The organism is Pseudocolwellia sp. AS88, from assembly GCF_030551755.1.
GTDB lineage: Bacteria > Pseudomonadota > Gammaproteobacteria > Enterobacterales > Alteromonadaceae > Pseudocolwellia.
The window spans coordinates 63729-83399 of the sequence record NZ_JAUPEC010000018.1 but is presented as its reverse complement, the minus strand read 5'-3'; the positions used below and the strand labels follow the sequence as shown (position 1 = coordinate 83399).

Sequence of the window (19671 nt, the reverse complement as noted above, 5' to 3'; positions counted from 1 at the left end):
GTGTACGTTTAGTGGGTGTCTTGTTTGGCTTGCACATAATAAGTCCTAAATGTGTAAACACATTTCAGGACGAGACATGTCGCTTATAAAAGCCCTGCTAACCTTTAGCAGGGCTTTTTTTTACTTAAAATTATGATCTCCTTATTTAACTAATAGCAATGGCTTCGTTCTTTGTATGCATTTAAAACAAGTCATGCTTACTGCTTTGATTAAGTGACTATTTCTAAATAAACAATTAGTTGTGATGTCATTATTGCATCTACTGTATGTGTCGCTAGGTAATGACTAAAGTTGCTGAGCTGGATAAAAAACTATCGCAAGTTATTAATAATATTAGCAAATGAGAAAAAAAACGATCTGGTATTAATTAGTCATATTGCCCGTGAGTTGTAATATGTAACCCAAGTACATAACCAATTAATGATAATTAAACTGAATTGGTTAACAGTGAACGTTTAAATTTTTCTAACCCATTGTTAATTTAACTTTATTAAAATTAAAACTGGACAGGCCAAACGGCTATTTGTAGTTAGATTTATGGTATAACCAATAGGTGTTCTTTGGTCATGCAGTGGCGGTATGTTTTGGTTGACAATTTATTGTTGGTCTGGTTATATGGCTAGTTAAGATATCTAATAATCAATTATAAAAATACCTATGTGGACAAATAGGTGAACAGGTATCAATGACATAAGAGTCATAAATAACTATATACATAACAATTAATCAGAGATTTTTGGCGATATCCAACAAAGATTTCTACTTCTTCTTACAATGAAATTAGGTGGTTTTTAATGTTTCTTAGAAGTGTCTTTCTATCGATGTTTTTACTGTCTTTTTCAGGGTTATCTATTCTCAGGTATTAATGCACCTTTGCATGCGGAGCGTGCAGATACTTTATACAAAATTGAGAAAGTAAAACCCAAAATAATAATAAGAAATTACAACAAGAGAAAATAGATAATGAAGCATTTTAATCCCCAAACAAATAAACCTTACCGTTATTTTCAGCAAAAAATGAACAAGGTTTTTGCATTATTCGCTTTTGCGTTACCTGTTTTTTGTGCATCACTCAATGCTCAAGCAGCTGAGACAAATACACCTATATCAAAATCACATAGTAATCTTGCTGAAGGCGTCTTATTGGGTGATTTAACAAAACTAGATCCCCTTAAAAAGCCAGGTGAGAATTTTGATTTACTTGATTGGTCGTTAACATTACCAACTGATATAAACAAAGATAAAAAAGCTGACACCGTTTATGAAAAATCTTTAGATAAAGGCTTCAACTTAAAGCCTTTTTTCTACACAGCTGACGATGGTGGTTTAGTATTCGCTTCTCCAAATGTAGGCGCCAAAACCTCAAAAAACACAAAATACGCTCGAAGTGAACTACGCGAAATGTTACGCAGAGGAAATAGCCGAGTTAAAGTTAAAGGTATGACCAAGAATAACTGGGTTTTTGGTGGTGCACATGGCTCGATGAAAGCTAAGTCTGGCGGAGTAGGTGGAAGTTTAGAAGGAACTTTGGCTGTTAATCGAGTTTCTACCACGGGTGATGACAAGAAGGTTGGACGCGTGATCATCGGACAGATTCATGCTACGGATGACGAACCAATTCGTTTATATTACCGAAAATTACCAGGTAACTCGAAAGGGGCTATTTATTTCGCCCATGAAATAAATGATGGTGATGATGTTTGGGTAAATATGATTGGTTCACGTTCTCATAAATTGTCAGACCCTGATGACGGTATCGCTTTAAACGAAAAATTCTCTTATAAAATTTCTGTAGAAGACGAAATGCTGTTCGTTACCATAATTAGAGAAGGTAAGCCTAATATTACTAAGCACTACGATATGAAAGATAGTGGTTATAGTGCTGGTAACCAGTATATGTACTTTAAAGCAGGTGTTTATAACCAAAATAATGGCGGCGCTGAAGGTGATTATGTGCAAGCCACTTTTTATCATATCCAAAATAAACATAAAGGATATAAGTTTTAGTACAGTTGGAACATCAATTTTTACGTTAAACTTTAACTTGCAACTTTAATTATTGGTTATGATTTTTGGTAAGTGCATTTCAATAAATTGGTTGACACTTTGGTTTGTGTTGCGTATGTTCAAATTGATATACCTCTAATAAAAATAAAATAATTTAGTATCGCTAATATACTTACAACAAAAATATAACAATTAAATGGCAGTAACATGCTAGCAAAAACATAAACGGAGAACTCGATATGTCCTTGATACAAGGGAAAAATACAAAATCCATCCATCAAATAGGTAGGTTTCGACTTTCACCTATAGCAAAATGGGTAAAAGCTACTGTTATTACTTCGGTAGCTAGTACTTTTGCATTTTCGGCAACAGCACAAGACGCGGAAGCTGAAAGTATAAAAGCTGACAAGAATATAGAAGTTGTTGAAATTGTTGGTACGCGAAGAACAATTCAAAACCAAATTGCAATAAAACGTGAAGCGACTACTGTTGTTGACGGTTTATCAGCTTCAGATATTGGTGATTTACCAGCGCTTTCAATTGGTGAGGCTTTAGAGACAATAACGGGTGCATCATCTCATCGTGAAAATGGTGGTGCTACTGAAATCAGTATCCGTGGTTTAGGTCCATTCCTAAGCGCGACACATATTAATGGCCGTGAAGCGACCAATGGCGGTGGTGACCGTTCAGTAAACTTCTCTCAGTTCCCTTCAGAATTAATGAAGAAAGTAGCTATTTATAAAACTCAAGATGCTTCTATGATTGAAGGTGGTGTTGCTGGTGTTATTACACTTGAGACGCTTAAACCTTTAGATTTTGGTGAGCGACGTATTCAAGGTGAAGTAAAAGGTAACTACAATCCTGACCAATCTAACATTGAAAATTCACTTCAAGGTGATTTAGGCTACCGTGGAACATTAAGTTTTGTTGACCAGTTTGAATTTGATAACGGTCAAGCAGTTGGTGTAAGTGTTGGTTGGCAACGTCAAGATATCAGCCAGCCAGAAGCTGAGTACAGAAGCTCAAGCCCGTCAGGATCATCTTTGTGGGCATGTTTAAATGATCCTACAAATACTAATGAAGGTTTTTACCGTAGCACAGCAGGTGATTGTGAAGATCAAGTTAGTGGTTCGTCTAATCAAGGTTACAATACTGAAATTGATCCAGCTACAGGTAAAGCAGTAGATGCTGGTACACCATACGCATGGACCGGTTCAAGCCGAAGCTTCCGTCAAAACGAAACGTCTGACGAAAGAGAAGCTTTATTTATTGCTTTACAATACCGTCCATCAGAGAGTTGGGATATAAACTTTGACGCCCAAATTTCAGATCGTACCCAAACAGAATCTCGCCATGATTTAATCTTCTTGCAAAAACGTGTTACTCCAGGTGTAACAGGGCAAAATCTTATCACAAACGATGTTGGTGGTATTTTGCACTGGGAAGGTTCAGACCGTATCGAATCTGCAGGTGAATATTTTGAGCGTGAAGAAAACTACACAGCTTACGGTTTAAATATTGAACATTATGCTACAGAAGATTTAACCATTACTGTTGACATTGGTTATTCTGAAACAAACCGTGAAGAGCTGCAAATATCTAACCGTGGAAGAACTAGCTCAGCTAACAACGCTTTTTCTTGGGATTTAGGGGAACATATTCCTCATTTCACATTATCTGATTTTGATGTTACTGATATCTCTAACTTTTCTAGTGATCTTCGTAGTCGTCTTGACAGAGAAAATGTACGTGACAACGAAATTATCGGTGCACGAGTTGATTTTGATTACAAACTAGACGGTGACGTTTTTACTAGCATTCAAGGTGGAGTTCGAGTTTCTGAACTTTCGTTTGTTCAATTTGGTGGTGTTAATAATAGTGGTAATGGTTCAAGAACAGAGTTTACTATAGATGACCCTGAGACAGGCCTTAGCATACTTGAAGGCTGTCAAATAAACTTCCCTGAGTCTAGCTTTTTATCAAGCGTTTCTGATGGCAATATTATCACTAATGTTGATAGTTCAGGAAATACTATAGACAGCGGTACAGGAGCATCGTGGGCAACATACAATAATGAATGTTTCGCTCAAGCAGTAGCTGCGGGTGCCAACGGCGACTTTGAATATCCAGAAGTTGTTTATGAAAATTCAGGTACTAGTGATGTAACAGAAAAGACGACAGCTGTTTATGCAATGGCTAGCTACGATACTGAAATGTTTGGTAAATTCATTCGTGGTAACTTTGGTGTTCGCGTAGTGAATACTGATGTTACTTCAATTGGCTTTAGAGAAGACTTTGACGTTGTTACTGATGCGTTAGGCGTAGTTAGCTTAGAAGGAAACGGTGAGATTGAGCGAGTTGTTGGTGGTGGTGATTACACTAAAGTACTACCAAGTTTTAACTTAGTAGTTGATTATGAAGAAAATATCATCTTAAGAGCTGGTATTTATCGTGGTATGTCACGTGCAGATCCATCTGATTTAGGCTTTGACCGCTCGTTTGTAACCGATGACAATAGTGATCCTACAACAGTTAATGACTTGTTAGTGGGGGCTGAAGGTTCTGGTAATCCAAATACTCAACCATTAATGTCATGGAACTATGATTTAGGTTTTGAATGGTACCCTAACGATGACTCTATTGTAGCGTTTGGTGTTTACTACAAACAGTTCAATGGCGGCTTTCAACAGCAAACAGTGTTAGAAAACTTTAACGTTGAAGGTGTTGATGTTTCTTTACCAATTACTAATTCAGTAACTAGTGATGACGAAAGTGAAATTATGGGCTTAGAAGCATCATTTTCATATCGTTGGGATTCTGGTCTTGGTGTGAAGTTTGGTTATAACTACGCAGATACAGACTTTGAGTTTGAAGATAGTCTTTACGGAGATACTTTTACTACTGATCTAGATGGTGTTACCACTCAGCTTACTGAAGGTATTGTAGCTCCAGGTTCTGTACCAGGGTTTTCAGAGCATGTATTTAGCGGACAGTTATATTACCAAGTTGGTGATTTTGATACTGCCCTAATCTACAAGTATCGTAGCGAATACTTCCAACCTTATACTTCTAACGGTACAAGATTACGTTATGTTGATGAGGCAAATGTTTGGGAAGCTCGTGCTTCTTACAAAATTAATAAACACGTTCGTGTTAAATTTTCAGCAATTAACTTGTTTAGCGAACCTCGTAGTGATGACTTCTTTGTTGAAGGTAACTTAGGTAGCGTGAGTGACTATGGTCCTCGAATATTCGCAGGCATCAGTGTTAAGTACTAAGCGAGCTTAGTACTTAATTAAAACAAGTTAAATTTGAAGAAATATAAAATTTTGGAGTAGAAAACATGTTTAAGAAATCACTTATATCTGTGATCATTGCTACAGCTTTAGCTGGTTGTGGCGGTGATGACAACGCTCAACTAGATAGTAATACTCGCGGCAGTATCGAAATAACTGGAAACGACTTTTTTGCTGGTGGTGAATTATCAGCATTGGCTACTGATGCCGACGGAATTCAAGCAGAAACACTTGTTTACGTTTGGTCAACGGGTGTTACTGGTCCTACCTACACAATTACTGAAGCTGATGAAGGTTCTCCTATCTCTGTTTCAGCAAATTATACTGATAATGCGGGCTTTACAGAAGGTGTTGGTGCTTCTACGGAAGATATTAAGCCAACGTTTGACGTATCAGCTAGCATTGTTAAAGGCCCTGTTGAGGGAGCCTCTTGTGAGATATACGAAGTTAATACAAGTGGACAAGCAGTTTTTCCTCAACAAGCAGATGCACCTTCTGATGCTTCAGGTAACGTTACATTTACAGGCGCTCATATTGCAAATAATGGCTTGCTTTCATGTACTGGTGGTTCTTACATTGATGAATCAACAGGTTTAACACTAGAAGCGCCTTTAATGAGATCCGTAGTAAAAGTAGTTGACGATATTGTTGAAACAGATGACGACGGTATTGAGACAATAATTGAAGCACCTGTATACGTAGTATCACCATTAACCGAAATTGCTGTTCAAAATACAGAGGCTGACTTTAATAACTTTGATGAAGTTGCTGCAGAAATTAATGCCCGTTTTGGTATTCGTTTTGACACAACTGAAGTTGCTCCTACTGTAGTTGGAACTGATGCTCTTGGCGCTGATGGCGCTGATAATAACGACAGATATGGATCTGTATTAGCGCTTATATCTCAACTTGATGCAGACAATACAGACGCTGATATATCAACGGTTATTTCAGACCTTTCTACTGATATCGCTGATGGAGATTTTGCTGATTCTTTAGATATATTTGAAGCAGCACAAGCTAATCTTCAGAGTACTTCACAAGTTGCTAGCTTTGCTGATTCAGATTTACTTGACATAATTGGTGCTTCTGTGGGTTACAACGACACTCAAGTAGTTGCGATTATTGAAGGTGAATTCGATGGAGTAGTGAGAAATACTGCTGAAGAGGCATTTACGGGTTCGTTAACCATTATTGACCCTAACTTTAGTGAAGATTCTTTTATTGAACAAACCGATGTCGTTCTAACTTATGGTAGCTTCAGCATTGATGCTGATGGTACTTGGTCATATACAGTTAATACTGAAAATGAAACTGTGGCTAGTCTTGAAGTGGGTGACTCTGTAACAGATTCAATCACAATAGCCTCTGTTGATGGCACTACTGCGGAAATTACAATTCGTGTTGCTGCATTGACTCAAGTTGTGGAAATAACCAATACTGCTGGTGATACAGGTGAAATTCTATTTAGAGTCGATAACCTTCGTCAAGGTAAACTTAGCGCATCTTTCTTAAAAGAAGTTGCAATAGGTAGTGATGGAAACAGTAAAGATGCTTATATTAAGCTTGGTGGTTCATCTGGTAGCAATAGTGAATCACTTATAGATTTACGAATTCAAGGTGATCAAACCTCAATTGACGCTAACGGTACTGAAACTCCAATAGCACCTCGTTTATTTGTTCGAAATACTGATAGCGATCTTTATCCTGGCGAAACACTGATTGAAGACTTTAACGAAAATCAATTTTACGACATAGACATTACATGGGACTTGGATGCATCTGAGCAAATTACCGTGTCGCTTGATGGTGAAATTATTTTTGGAGGTTCATTTTCTACTCCTGCTGTTGTAGATACTGACTTTGAAAATTTAGACCAGTGGTTCGCTGATGGTATTCAAACTATTCAATTCAGATTAGGTGATAACGGCACAACTATTCCTTTCGGCTCTTATTTTGTAGACAATATTGAAGTGTTTTCTGATACTGCTGGTACTACAAGCGTATTTTCAGATGACTTTGAAAGTTACAATGAAAGTGCTAGTTTAGCTGATGCAAGTTTATATGCTGCACTTGTTTACGCTGAAGTTGTAACCTTTGATGCAGGTGACGGAACAGTAGAGGCTACACCAGCTGTTTTCTTTGACCTTGGAGGCTCAATTGCTAGCGATGAAACTTCTGTAACAGGTGCTATTAGCGTACAGGATATCAATGAAGGCGAAGCGTCAATTACAGCTTCAACGACTGTTGGAACATACGGTACGTTCAATATTGAAGCTGATGGTTCATGGACTTATACACTAGATACTACCAATTCAACTATTGCTGCGCTAATTGTGGGTGAACGTGAAACTGATACTTTCACCATTACATCAATTGACGGAACCACTGCTGAGTTTAATGTTTTAATTTCCGGTACTATTGTTGTAGCTACAGGTGATAACAAGGTTGCTGTGATTGTTGATACTGATCCTAATGATACTGGTGAACTTCGTTATGAGCTCGGCGATAATGGTCCTCTTGCTCAGGGTAGAGTCGAAGCTAAAGTTAAGCGCCTTGATGATAGCTTCGGAAGCGGTGATGCATTTATTACTTTATATAATTCAAGTACAAATAATGGTGGTGCTATTTTAGACCTTCGAATTAAAGATGATAGCTTTGAGGTACGAGATTCTGATGTAGATACATCAGCGCCTACTGTTGTGCTAGATCAGTTTATGGATGTAGTAATTACTTGGGAATACCCGAACGGAGACACTGACTTAAATCCAGATGTGACAGTAGAAATTGATGGTGTGTCATTCACTCCTGCTAGTTTTACAACGACTAGTGCTCCTATAGGTGGTGTAACTCACGTTGCCTTTAGATTTGGTAGTAATGGTGATACTCCAGGAGCTGATGCTAAGTTCACAGTAGATGATTTAGCTATTTTCTCTGATACAGCTGGTACTACAAGTGTGTTTTCTGATGATTTTGAGTCTTATGTTGATGGTGACTCACTTGATACAGATAATGCAACTTCGAAATATCATTCAAATACTTCCGAAGCAACGGTTGAAACTATTGCTGGAGCTGCCGGAGGCCCAGGTACTGCAGGTAATAAATTCGCAGCAATTGCAGATACTTTAACAACTGATACTGGTGAGTTGCGATATAGTTTTGCTGAATCACAAACAACTGGTTCTGTATCTTTTAGCTTTAAGAAAGATATTACAACCAAAAACACTAATGCTGATTCGACTGGTACTGGTACTGCAAGTGTTACTTTATACGGTTCATCTACAAGTTCATCTGCAGAAGTCATACAAGTAGAAATGAAATCAGGAACTATCAGTATTGATGATGGTGATGAGATTCAATTTACTACAACATTTGTACAAGAGACCGAATGGGTAGATGTATCAATTGATTGGGATGCAACGAATGCAGCAGCTGATGGAGGTGTTACTTTAACTGTGACTGTTAATAACACTGAGAGTTACACGGTCATTTCTCCGAAAGGTCAGATTTTCGATATTGAAAATGTTCAATTCAAGTTAGGTGGTGGAGATGATACTTATCTTGGGAACTTCTCAGTTGATGATTTAATTATTATTGGTGCTGATGGTACTGAGATTTTAAATGATAACTTCGAAGGTCATGTAATTGGTGATTTATTAGATGGTACAGATGATAAATATCATTCTAACTCTAGCGAAGCTACTGTAAATGCTGAGTAATAGTTGTTAATGATTTTTTAGCAATGTAAGTTATTGTTAATAAATAAAAATATAAGCTCAAACTTTCCTAATTTATCTAATAGGTTAAGTTTGAGCTTTTTTTATTATCAGTATTAATTTTTACAGCTCGTTTAACAAAGGCTCTTGTACAAAACCCAATTATTAATAAGCAAATGCCAATTACTTTGATATATCAATAGTACTAGTTTCTTGCATTCTATTGAGATATCTATCAAGGAGTATTTGAACAAATAGATGAATGAAATAACAGAAGGGTATTAGAGCAACCTTTAATTAAATTGGTCTAAATCTTAACTTTAGAATCTCACTTTAAAAACTAAAAAGACTTTAACCCTTGCGAGTTAAAGTCTTTTTTAAACATTCTTTTTAAGTGATAAAACTTATACTTGAGACGCTAAGTACTCATTGTAAGTGCCAGCAAAGTCGCTGTAGCTATTTTCTTTAAGTTCAACAATACGTGTTGCTATACTTGAAACAAATTCACGGTCATGACTCACAAAAATAATGGTACCTTCAAATTGCTCCATCGCCATATTTAACGATTCAATTGACTCCATATCCATGTGGTTAGTTGGTTCATCCATTACAAGAATGTTAGGCTTTTGCATCATTATTTTTCCAAATAACATACGGCCTTGTTCTCCACCAGAAAGTACTTTAACCGACTTTTTAATATCATCAGCAGAAAACAACAAGCGACCTAAGTAACCGCGAACTGCTTGTTCGTCGTCTGTAGGCTGACGCCATTGGCTCATCCATTCAAATAAAGTCATGTCAGTTTCAAATTCGTGAGCATGGTCTTGTGCGTAGTAACCAATGTTCACGTTTTCTGACCAAGTTAACTCACCTGTGTCATTTGCATAGCCAGCATCATTCATTAGCATACGTAAAAAGGTTGTTTTACCCACGCCGTTTTCACCAATAACTGCAACACGTTCACCTACCTCTATCATCATAGATAAATCTTTTAGTACATGATTGCTATCAAAACTTTTGTTCACGTTTTCAAGTACTAGAGCATTTCTGAATAATTTCTTTTCTTGTTCGAAACGAATAAAAGGGTTCACACGGCTAGAAGCTTTAACGTCAGCCAATTGAATTTTATCAATTTGCTTAGCACGAGAAGTCGCTTGTTTTGCTTTTGAAGCATTTGCCGAGAAACGAGCAACGAAAGCTTGAAGCTCACCAATTTGCGCTTTTTTCTTGGCGTTATCGGCAATTAATTGTGCTCTAGCTTGTGTAGAAGCCAGCATGTATTCATCGTAATTACCTGGGAATACGTTTAATTCACCGTAATCTAAATCGGCCATGTGTGTACAAACAGAGTTTAAAAAATGTCTATCATGCGAAATGATTATCATGGTTGAATCACGTTCGTTCAAGGTTTCTTCTAACCATTGAATGGTATGAATATCCAAGTTGTTGGTTGGTTCATCGAGTAATAAAATATCAGGGTTAGAGAAAAGTGCTTGGGCTAGTAGAACACGAAGTTTCCAACCAGGAGCTACTTCACTCATTAAGCCATAATGTTGATCAACAGGAATACCAACGCCCATAAGAAGTTCACCAGCACGACTTTCTGCGCTGTAACCGTCCATCTCAGCATATTCAGATTCTAAATCACCAACGCGCATACCTTCTTCTTCACTCATTTCTGGTAAAGCATATATGCGGTCACGTTCTTCTTTAACTGCCCATAACTCTGTATGGCCCATAATAACCGTATCAACCACAGAAAACTCTTCAAAACCAAACTGGTCTTGGCGTAATTTACCAATACGTTCGTTTGGATCTAAACTTACGTTGCCAGATGTTTGCTCTAAATCGCCACCTAGTATTTTCATAAAGGTAGATTTACCACAACCATTGGCGCCAATTAAACCGTAGCGATTACCGCCACCAAATTTTTGTGAGATGTTTTCGAAAAGAGGTTTTGCACCAAATTGTTGGGTGATGTTGTTTGCGGCTAACACGTTTTATTCTTCCTTCAATTAAAAATTTTTACATACGTTTTATTTAATAGTTAAAAATAAAACGTATGGTTATTAAATTAGAGATTTATTAATTAGTTACTTCTAAGGTTTTTTATTCTTTGGTTTACGGTCGTTAAACTGATTCTCAGAAAAACGCGTTAAACCTTGTTTACCTTTTCCTGCTGGTTTTGGTTTTTTCCCGTAAGCTCTAGTTTGTCCAGGCGATGTTTTCTTACCGGTAGAGTTGTTCTTACCTTTACCATTATTTTTGTAGTGTTGTTTATTCAATTCACCACGAGTTTCTGCAGGTACTAAGCAGGTAGGTCCAGAACCAATAAGCTTTCTTAGCCCCATTTTTGTGAGTTCTTCTCTGATCATCGGCCAGTTAGCTGGATCATGATAACGCAATATGGCTTTATGCAAACGACGTTGAATAGTGCCTTTAGGTACGTTTACTTTCTCACTGTTTTTTCTAACATTTTTCAGTGAGTCAATTTCTGTATGGTATAACGTTGTCGCATTTGCTAATGGAGACGGGTAAAAGTTTTGTACTTGGTCTAATTTAAAGTCGTTTTCTTTTAACCATAACGCTAGGTTTACCATGTCTTTATTGGTTGTGCCTGGATGCGCTGAAATAAAGTAAGGGATCAAGTATTGCTTTTTACCGGCAAGTTTAGAGTAATGATCAAACATTTCTTTAAACTTGTCGTAGCTGCCCATACCAGGCTTCATCATTTTGTTTAATGGGCCTTCTTCGGTATGTTCTGGTGCTATTTTTAAGTAACCGCCAACGTGATGTGTTGCTAGCTCTTTTACGTATTCTGGCGACTCAATCGCTAAGTCGTATCGAACCCCTGAGGCGATTAATACTTTCTTAATACCTGGTATTTTACGAGCTTTACGGTATAGCTCCACGGTAGGTGTTTGGTCGGTATCTAAATGACCACAAATGGTTGGCCATACACAAGAAGGTTTACGACATGTCGCTTCTGCTTTTTCACTTTTACAACGTAGCTTGTACATGTTGGCTGTTGGACCACCAAGATCAGATATTACGCCAGTAAAACCAGGAACTTTAAGTTTTATGTCTTCAATCTCATTTAAGATAGATTCTTCTGAACGACTTTGAATAATACGACCTTCATGCTCTGTAATTGAACAGAATGTACAACCACCAAAACAACCACGCATTATGTTGATAGACGTTTTGATCATGTCGTAAGCTGGTATTTTTGCTTTACCGTAACTAGGGTGTGGTACACGTTGATAATTTAAATCAAAAACGCTGTCCATTTCTGCTTCAGATAACGGCTGAGCAGGTGGGTTCAACCAAATAATTCGATCACCATGACTTTGCACTAATGGTTTAGCTGATGTTGGGTTAACTTCTTGATGGAAAATTCGAGAAGCATGCGCATATAACATTTTGTTATCACGTACTTGCTCGTATGTTGGTAAATTAATATAAGTGGTTTCCCAAGGTTTTAATTTATCTTTCCAACTTTTGTTTTGGTATTCTTTTATCTCAATAACTTGCGGCGATTTAGTGACGTCTGTTGCTAACGCTGAGTTTTTATCATTTTCAGCTGCTTCAGCACTATTTGTTTCGCAGCTACTTTCAGTCATGTCTTGATAAGGGCTATAAATTGGATCGATTTTGCCTGGCTTGTCTATGTTTCTAGAGTCAATGCCTTCCCAGCCGGGTAGAGCGTGCTTAGCTAAAAATGCACTACCTCTCACATCAGTAATGCTTTTGGCTTCTTCGCCATTTGCAATTCTATGAGCGATTTCGATAAGAGGGCGTTCAGCATTACCGTATATTAACAAATCTGCTTTTGAATCAAATAATACTGAGCGGCGTACTTTGTCTGACCAATAGTCGTAATGAGCTACACGACGTAAGCTGGCTTCAATACCACCAATAATAACTGGTACACCTTTATATGCCTCTTTACAACGTTGGGTATAAACGTTTACTGCACGATCTGGTCTTTTACCACCTTCATCATTCGGGGTGTAAGCATCGTCGTGACGTATTCTACGCTCAGCTGTATAACGGTTGATCATTGAATCCATGTTGCCTGAGGTAACACCAAAGAATAAATTGGGTTGACCTAATTCCATGAAAGCGTCTTTTGAGCTCCAATCAGGTTGGGCAATTATACCGACACGGAATCCTTGTGCTTCTAACATACGACCAATAATAGCCATACCAAAGCTTGGATGATCAACATAGGCATCGCCGGTAACAATAATAATGTCGCAACTATCCCAGCCTAAAACGTCCATTTCTGCACGAGACATAGGTAAAAATGGAGCTGTGCCGTAGCATTCAGCCCAGTATTTTGGGTAATCGAATAATAGTTTATTCGTTTGGGTAACTCTGTCAGTAGACTTCACGTTGCAACTCTTAGTTATACTTGGGCAAACTTTGGCGCAATTATACCTAGTGCCCGATTAAATAGGAATTGCTTTACAATATTTAGAGGGCTTTTTGGTGATTAAAGTGGATTATTTATCCTCAACTCGAGTTAATGGATTTAATAACTCACTTATTTACTAAAGTAGCGTTTATCTTTATCTCGATTAAGAAAATAAAAATGTCTTAATTCTCTCTCAATGATGAAATTTATGTGATTATCAAAGAATTTATAGAAACCAATAGCTGGCTAGTGAGTGTAAAAGTGGGTGTTTCTATTCCCGGTAAAAACCAAGTACTTTCTATGCGAGCAACCTAGATAGGGGCTTAAATAGCATTATTGGGTAAAATAGCTACGAGCTGAGATTATTTAATAATTAGGGTAAAATTTAACACGAGTTAATTCATAGGTAAGAAATAGCTTTGTTTAATTAAATAAACAATCTGAAATATATAGATAAGTGAATTTGATTGTTTAAGCTATCTGTCGTCACTATCAACAGCTAGCTGTATCTTTTGATGGTATTCATCAATATGTAAATTGAAGTGAATATCTTTATAGCATGAGGGACATTCATCATAGTAGTCTTGGTCACCTCCTGATGTATCTAAGGAAACATGTAAGTAATGGCCGCAATGTGGGCAACTAATACGTTTATTGGTGATATCTTGGGGCATGGTAACTCCTCGACTTGTTGTGATTACTTCCTTAAATACTATCGTCCTGCTTTCTGTGCTGCTAAATCAGTCTTATCATTGAGTATGAACCAAATTTAATAAAATACACGAGGAAACTAGCTCAGTTTAACTAAGCTACTAAAGGTTAAGGGGATTTATATTTTGTAAGGAGAGCTTTAAGTTTTCAGTGTTAAATAGGTTTAATGTAGACACTTACTATATTTTTACCTAAAAAATAAAAGGCTAAAATCTAATTATTAATATAAAAGCTAACTATTCAAGGTTTTAGATTTAAAGCTTGATCTTTATAACGTATTTCTAGCTTTCATCTTCAATAAGTAAATGTTCTATTTTGTTCGGAACACCATCCCATTCTTTCGCATCAGTTGGAGGAGCTTTTACTTCTGTTATTCTAGGCCAAACTTGTGACAGTTCAGCATTGAGTTCAATAAAGTTTCTTTGATCTTCAGGTACTTCATCTTCTTGGAAGATTGCCTCGGCTGGACATTCAACAGGACACAAATCGCAATCAATACAATCATCAGGATTAATAGCTAAAAAATTAGGACCTTCATAAAAAGCATCAACCGGACATACAGCCACACAATCAGTATATTTACATTTTATACAATTATCAGTTACTACAAATGCCACAATTTACCCTATATTAATCAGACGAAATATTTTCAGGCGATCATACCTTGAACATAAACAAATTCAATTGCTGATTTCATTAATTCGATTGGTATCGCCAAGGTCTTGGGGTAAAATAGCGAGAATTAGTTGTTATTTTCCCGTCTGGGTATGTAGTTTTGGAAATTTTATGCTTCGTTTGACCAACCTTAAGTTAGATCTCAATCACCAACCTGAAGAATTAGAACAAGCTATTTTGCAAAAGCTTTCTATTAGCGCTGAGCAATTAGTCAGTTTTAATGTATTTAAACGCGGTTACGATGCACGTAGAAAAAATACCATTATTTTAATGTATACCATAGATGTTGAAACCACGGTTGATGAACAATTACTTGAACAGTTCGCAGACGATAACAACGTTAAAACAAGTCCTGATACTAATTACTATTTTGTTGGTAAAGCTCCTGAGGTTGTAGAACAAAGACCAGTTGTTATTGGTTTTGGTCCGTGTGGATTATTCATAGGTTTAGTTTTAGCTCAGATGGGCTTTAAACCGATTATTTTAGAACGCGGTAAAGAAGTGCGTGAACGTACCAAAGATACATTCGGTTTTTGGCGTAAAAAGATATTAAACACTGAATCAAATGTTCAATTTGGCGAAGGCGGAGCGGGTACTTTTTCGGATGGCAAACTCTATAGCCAAGTTAAAGATCCAAAACACTACAGTCGCAAAGTACTAAACGAGTTTGTTGAAGCAGGCGCACCCGAAGAAATTTTATACGTAAGTAAGCCGCATATCGGTACATTCAAACTTGTGACTATGATTGAGAAAATGCGTGCAAAAATTATCGAGCTTGGCGGTGAAATTAGATTTAGCCAGCGTGTTGACGATATTTTATTTGAAGACTGTGAAGCAAATACAAGTGAAACAAAAACTGATACTAATGAAAGTATTGAAGCCGATCGCAAGGTTGTAGGCGTAAAGCTTGCTACTGGAGAGATCATAAAAACTCAACATGTAGCTTTGGCTGTTGGGCATAGTGCTCGCGATACTTTTAAAATGTTAAATGATAAAGATGTTTATATGGTGGCTAAGCCATTTTCTATTGGCTTTAGAATTGAACATGAACAATCAGTTATTGATGACGCGCGATTTGGTAAAAATGCAGGCCATCCTATTTTAGGCTCAGCCGATTATAAATTAGTGCATCATTGTAAAAATGGTCGTTCTGTTTACAGTTTTTGTATGTGTCCAGGTGGAACTGTTGTAGCCGCAGCATCAGAAGAAGGGCGTTTAGTAACGAATGGTATGAGTCAGTACTCTCGTCATGAACGAAATGCGAACAGTGCGATTGTTGTTGGTATCGACCCTAAAGATTTCTCTTATGGTAGCGATACTGATGAAAGCGATAATATTTTAGCGGGAGTCGACCTACAAAGACGACTTGAAGAATTTGCTTATAAACTAGGTGGTGAGAACTACAGCGCGCCAGTGCAATTAGTAGGTGACTTTTTAGCAGGCAGAAAGTCTGGTGAACATGGTAGTGTTGAACCATCTTACAAACCAGGTGTGACTTATTGTGATTTAAGCGAAACGTTACCTCCGTACGCAATTGAAGCTATTCGTGAAGCCTTACCTGCTTTTGAAAAGAAAATAAAAGGTTTTGCTATGGAACACGCTACATTAACTGCAGTTGAAACACGCACTTCATCGCCTATTCAAATAACACGTAACAAAGACAGTTTAGAAAGCTTAAATGTTAATGGTTTATACCCAGCAGGTGAAGGTGCTGGATATGCCGGTGGTATTTTATCTGCAGGTATTGACGGTATTAAAGTCGCTGAAGCTATTGCGTTGAGTATGTTAAATAAGTAACTCAGCCTGTTAGATGTTTAGTTAAACGATTAGATGATTTAACATCATAAATATAAGCCTATTGTTCTTCTTGAACACTAGGCTTTTTTATTGCTTTATTTTCACATTTCATCGTATTAGTTTGTTTTCTATTAGTGTTGTTTTGCTACAATATAAGGCAGGGTAAGTGTTTGCCAATTTGATAAAGGCAGTTGTTCAGACATATCGTGCATGGTGTTCCACAAACTATTTAAAGAAATACGTTTCACTATCCAGCGTGGAATGATGCCTTTAGGATCAGCAATCACAGTGTAAGTAACATTAATATTACCATTATCCGCAGGTTCAATAAGCCAATGAGCTTTGATTACTTCCATTTTTATCATGTTGTTTTGTAAATAGATTTTATCATCTATATCTTCTACCTGTATCTCTACAGATAAATCATCATTCTGCCAATGGCGTGAATTAATTATCATATAGCGCTCTGATACGGGCCAAAAACTCTTAAAGTTAACAACAAAAATATTTTCTTGAGCAGATATATGTTCGAGCACTTTACTTGATTCTGCATTATCTAACCAAATAGGCATATTTTTTGTGTCTTGAATAAATAATAAAAATCCAGACAAGCTTGATTGCATTGTCGCGTTAACTTTTATTTCAATTAACGGGCTATTATTAGATTTATGATATGCCACATGAATATTGTGAGTTTGTTTCCAGGTTTTCCATAAGTGATCATTCAATACATTTTTGTTCAACAATTCTGTATTCGATATATCTGATTGAATAGCTGAACTAGACAAAGGAAATAATGCTGTTAACACTAAAGAAATATAGATACAAAAGTATACTAATGAATATGTGTTATCTACGGCATTTTTATTCACTGTTTTAATATCAAAAACCTTATATTTATTGCAATTACGGCCATATTACACTATATTCCCGTGCTCATTTATTCCTTCGTTGGAATAAAGCAAAAGATTTAGCAAGATAGGGTTTTATTTAATAACGATTATTCAATAAAACGGTGTCTACAAATAATAACATTGATAATACCAGCCTCTATAACAAATTATTGGGGGTTAGTATGAAACTAAAGCAAGCGGCACTTAGTGTGTGTCGCCACTGTATAAAGGATATTTCATGCCAGTAATAACTCTTCCTGACGGTTCTCAGCGTTCTTTCGATAAAGCAGTATCTATAATGGATGTTGCATTAGATATCGGCCCAGGTTTAGCAAAAGCAACAATCGCAGGACGTATCGACGGTAAACTTGTCGATGCGTGTGAATTAATTGAAAACGATGCATCATTACAATTAATTACCAGTAAAGACAGTGAAGGGCTTGAAATTATTCGCCATTCAACTGCCCATTTATTAGGTCATGCTATTAAGCAATTATGGCCAAATACTAAAATGGCGATTGGTCCTACTATTGATAACGGCTTTTATTACGATGTTGATCTAGAAGAATCTATCACAGAAGACGATTTAGTTAAGCTTGAAAAGCGTATGACTGAATTAGCAAGAACTGGTTACGAAGTTGTTAAAAAAACTGGCACTTGGCAAGATGCTTACGATGCATTTACTGAGCGCGGTGAAACATACAAGTTAGAAATTCTTGATGAAAACATTGATAAGTCTGATACACCGGCTTTATACCATCATCTTGAATACACAGACATGTGTCGTGGTCCTCATGTACCAAGTATGCGTCATTGTCATCATTTTAAATTAATGAAAGTTGCCGGCGCTTACTGGCGTGGTAATTCAGAAAATAAAATGTTGCAACGTATTTACGGAACAGCATGGGCTGATAAAAAACAACTTAAAGCATATATTCAACGTTTAGCAGAAGCTGAGAAACGAGATCATCGTAAAATCGGTAAAACGTTAGATCTATTCCATTGGCAAGAAGAAGCACCAGGAATGGTGTTTTGGCACAACGATGGTTGGACTATATATACAGAATTAGAAAAATTCATTCGTGAAAAACTTCATGAATATGATTATGACGAAGTTAAAGGTCCATTAATGATGGATCGCGTGCTTTGGGAAAAATCAGGGCATTGGGATAAGTATGCAGAAAACATGTTCACAACAACGTCTGAGAAGCGTGAATATGCTATAAAACCAATGAACTGTCCTGGTCATGTACAAATATTTAATCAAGGTTTAAAATCTTACCGTGATTTGCCATTACGTATGGCTGAGTTTGGTTGTTGTCATCGTAACGAACCATCAGGTTCTTTACATGGGTTAATGCGCGTACGTGGTTTTACTCAAGATGATGCACATATTTTCTGTACAGAAGATCAAGTTCAAGCAGAAGTAAGCAAATGTATTGAAATGGTCTATGATGTATATAAATCATTTGGTTTTGAAGATATTATCGTTAAATTATCAACGCGTCCTGAAAAACGTATTGGTAGCGACGAAATATGGGATAAAGCTGAACAAGGTTTAGCGCAAGCTTTAACTGATTTAGGTATCAATTTTGAGTATCTTCCAGGTGAAGGTGCTTTTTATGGTCCTAAAATTGAATTTACTCTACTCGATTGCTTAGGTCGTAACTGGCAATGTGGTACAGTTCAACTAGATTTTGCTTTACCAGAGCGTTTAGGCGCAACTTATGTTGGTGAAGATAATGAACGTTACACACCAGTAATGATTCATCGTGCTATTTTAGGATCTTTAGAACGTTTTATCGGAATTTTGATAGAAGAGTACACAGGTAAATTTCCAACGTGGTTATCGCCAAATCAAGTCACTGTAATGAATATTACGGACAAACAGAGCGAATATTGCGAAAAAGTAGTAAAAAAATTGAAAGAAAGTGGATTTAGAGCAAAACTAGACTTGAGAAATGAGAAGATAGGCTTTAAAATCCGCGAGCACACTTTGAAGCGTGTTCCATATTTGTTAGTTGTTGGTGACAAAGAAATGGAATCTGGCGAAATCGCTATACGAACTCGAAGTGGTGAAGATTTAGGTACAATGTCTGTTGATAGTTTTATCGGGAAAATAACAGAAGAAGTTAATACTCGAGTATAAACGGGCA

Annotated in this window: 10 protein-coding genes; 5 read left to right on the top strand and 5 right to left on the bottom strand. The window is 36.9% G+C overall.

The genetic code is table 11. From position 1 onward, the window contains the following. Positions 1–963 precede the first annotated feature (963 nt). The 3 genes from Q5N69_RS13135 (at position 964) to Q5N69_RS13125 (ending at position 9022) form a co-directional block, all read left to right on the top strand. Positions 964–2007: a polysaccharide lyase family 7 protein gene (locus Q5N69_RS13135; protein ID WP_304369430.1), complete on the top strand. Its 1044-nt coding sequence runs from the start codon at positions 964–966 to the stop codon at positions 2005–2007. A gap of 239 nt (positions 2008–2246) precedes the next feature. Beyond that, entirely contained in the window at positions 2247–5285 is a 3039-nt protein-coding gene (locus Q5N69_RS13130) for a TonB-dependent receptor (protein WP_304369429.1), read from the top strand. A 65-nt stretch (positions 5286–5350) separates the two neighbouring features. After that, the gene (locus tag Q5N69_RS13125; RefSeq protein ID WP_304369428.1) at positions 5351–9022 is read left to right on the top strand and encodes a VCBS domain-containing protein; all 3672 of its coding nucleotides are present in this window, start codon (positions 5351–5353) and stop codon (positions 9020–9022) included. A gap of 401 nt (positions 9023–9423) precedes the next feature. On the opposite strand, the gene Q5N69_RS13120 is transcribed toward Q5N69_RS13125, so the two are convergent. From Q5N69_RS13120 to fdxA, 4 genes are all read right to left on the bottom strand, one after another. Continuing rightward, positions 9424–11016 carry an ABC-F family ATPase gene (locus Q5N69_RS13120; RefSeq protein WP_304369427.1) on the bottom strand — a complete coding sequence of 531 codons (1593 nt, stop codon included), beginning with the start codon at positions 11014–11016 and terminating at the stop codon, positions 9424–9426. A 102-nt stretch (positions 11017–11118) separates the two neighbouring features. Continuing rightward, positions 11119–13320: a YgiQ family radical SAM protein gene (locus Q5N69_RS13115; RefSeq protein WP_304369431.1), complete on the bottom strand. Its 2202-nt coding sequence runs from the start codon at positions 13318–13320 to the stop codon at positions 11119–11121. A 595-nt stretch (positions 13321–13915) separates the two neighbouring features. Beyond that, complete coding sequence (locus tag Q5N69_RS13110) at positions 13916–14113, bottom strand: CPXCG motif-containing cysteine-rich protein (protein WP_304369425.1); 198 nt, start codon at positions 14111–14113, stop codon at positions 13916–13918. A 318-nt stretch (positions 14114–14431) separates the two neighbouring features. After that, positions 14432–14767: a ferredoxin FdxA gene (gene fdxA, locus Q5N69_RS13105; protein WP_304369423.1), complete on the bottom strand. Its 336-nt coding sequence runs from the start codon at positions 14765–14767 to the stop codon at positions 14432–14434. Positions 14768–14936: 169 nt separating this feature from the next. Here fdxA and Q5N69_RS13100 point away from each other — a divergent pair, with 169 nt between their 5' ends. Further along, on the top strand, positions 14937–16622 hold the full coding sequence (locus tag Q5N69_RS13100; protein WP_304369422.1) for an NAD(P)/FAD-dependent oxidoreductase: 1686 nt from the start codon (positions 14937–14939) through the stop codon (positions 16620–16622). 131 nt (positions 16623–16753) lie between these two features. Here the strand turns inward: Q5N69_RS13100 and Q5N69_RS13095 are convergent, their stop codons facing one another. Further along, the gene (locus tag Q5N69_RS13095; protein ID WP_304369421.1) at positions 16754–17494 is read right to left on the bottom strand and encodes an START domain-containing protein; all 741 of its coding nucleotides are present in this window, start codon (positions 17492–17494) and stop codon (positions 16754–16756) included. A gap of 259 nt (positions 17495–17753) precedes the next feature. On the opposite strand from Q5N69_RS13095, the gene thrS reads away from it, so the two are divergent. After that, positions 17754–19664: a threonine--tRNA ligase gene (gene thrS / locus Q5N69_RS13090; protein WP_304369420.1), complete on the top strand. Its 1911-nt coding sequence runs from the start codon at positions 17754–17756 to the stop codon at positions 19662–19664. Positions 19665–19671 lie beyond the last annotated feature (7 nt).

Excerpts from the sequence above, each read along its gene's own strand:
- Q5N69_RS13135 (WP_304369430.1), top strand. The coding sequence starts at position 964 with ATGAAGCATTTTAATCCCCAAACAAATAAACCTTACCGTTATTTTCAG.
- Q5N69_RS13130 (WP_304369429.1), top strand. The coding sequence starts at position 2,247 with ATGTCCTTGATACAAGGGAAAAATACAAAATCCATCCATCAAATAGGT.
- Q5N69_RS13125 (WP_304369428.1), top strand. The coding sequence starts at position 5,351 with ATGTTTAAGAAATCACTTATATCTGTGATCATTGCTACAGCTTTAGCT.
- Q5N69_RS13115 (WP_304369431.1), bottom strand. The coding sequence starts at position 13,320 with ATGTCTCGTGCAGAAATGGACGTTTTAGGCTGGGATAGTTGCGACATT.
- Q5N69_RS13110 (WP_304369425.1), bottom strand. The coding sequence starts at position 14,113 with ATGCCCCAAGATATCACCAATAAACGTATTAGTTGCCCACATTGCGGC.
- Q5N69_RS13100 (WP_304369422.1), top strand. The coding sequence starts at position 14,937 with ATGCTTCGTTTGACCAACCTTAAGTTAGATCTCAATCACCAACCTGAA.
- thrS (WP_304369420.1), top strand. The coding sequence starts at position 17,754 with ATGCCAGTAATAACTCTTCCTGACGGTTCTCAGCGTTCTTTCGATAAA.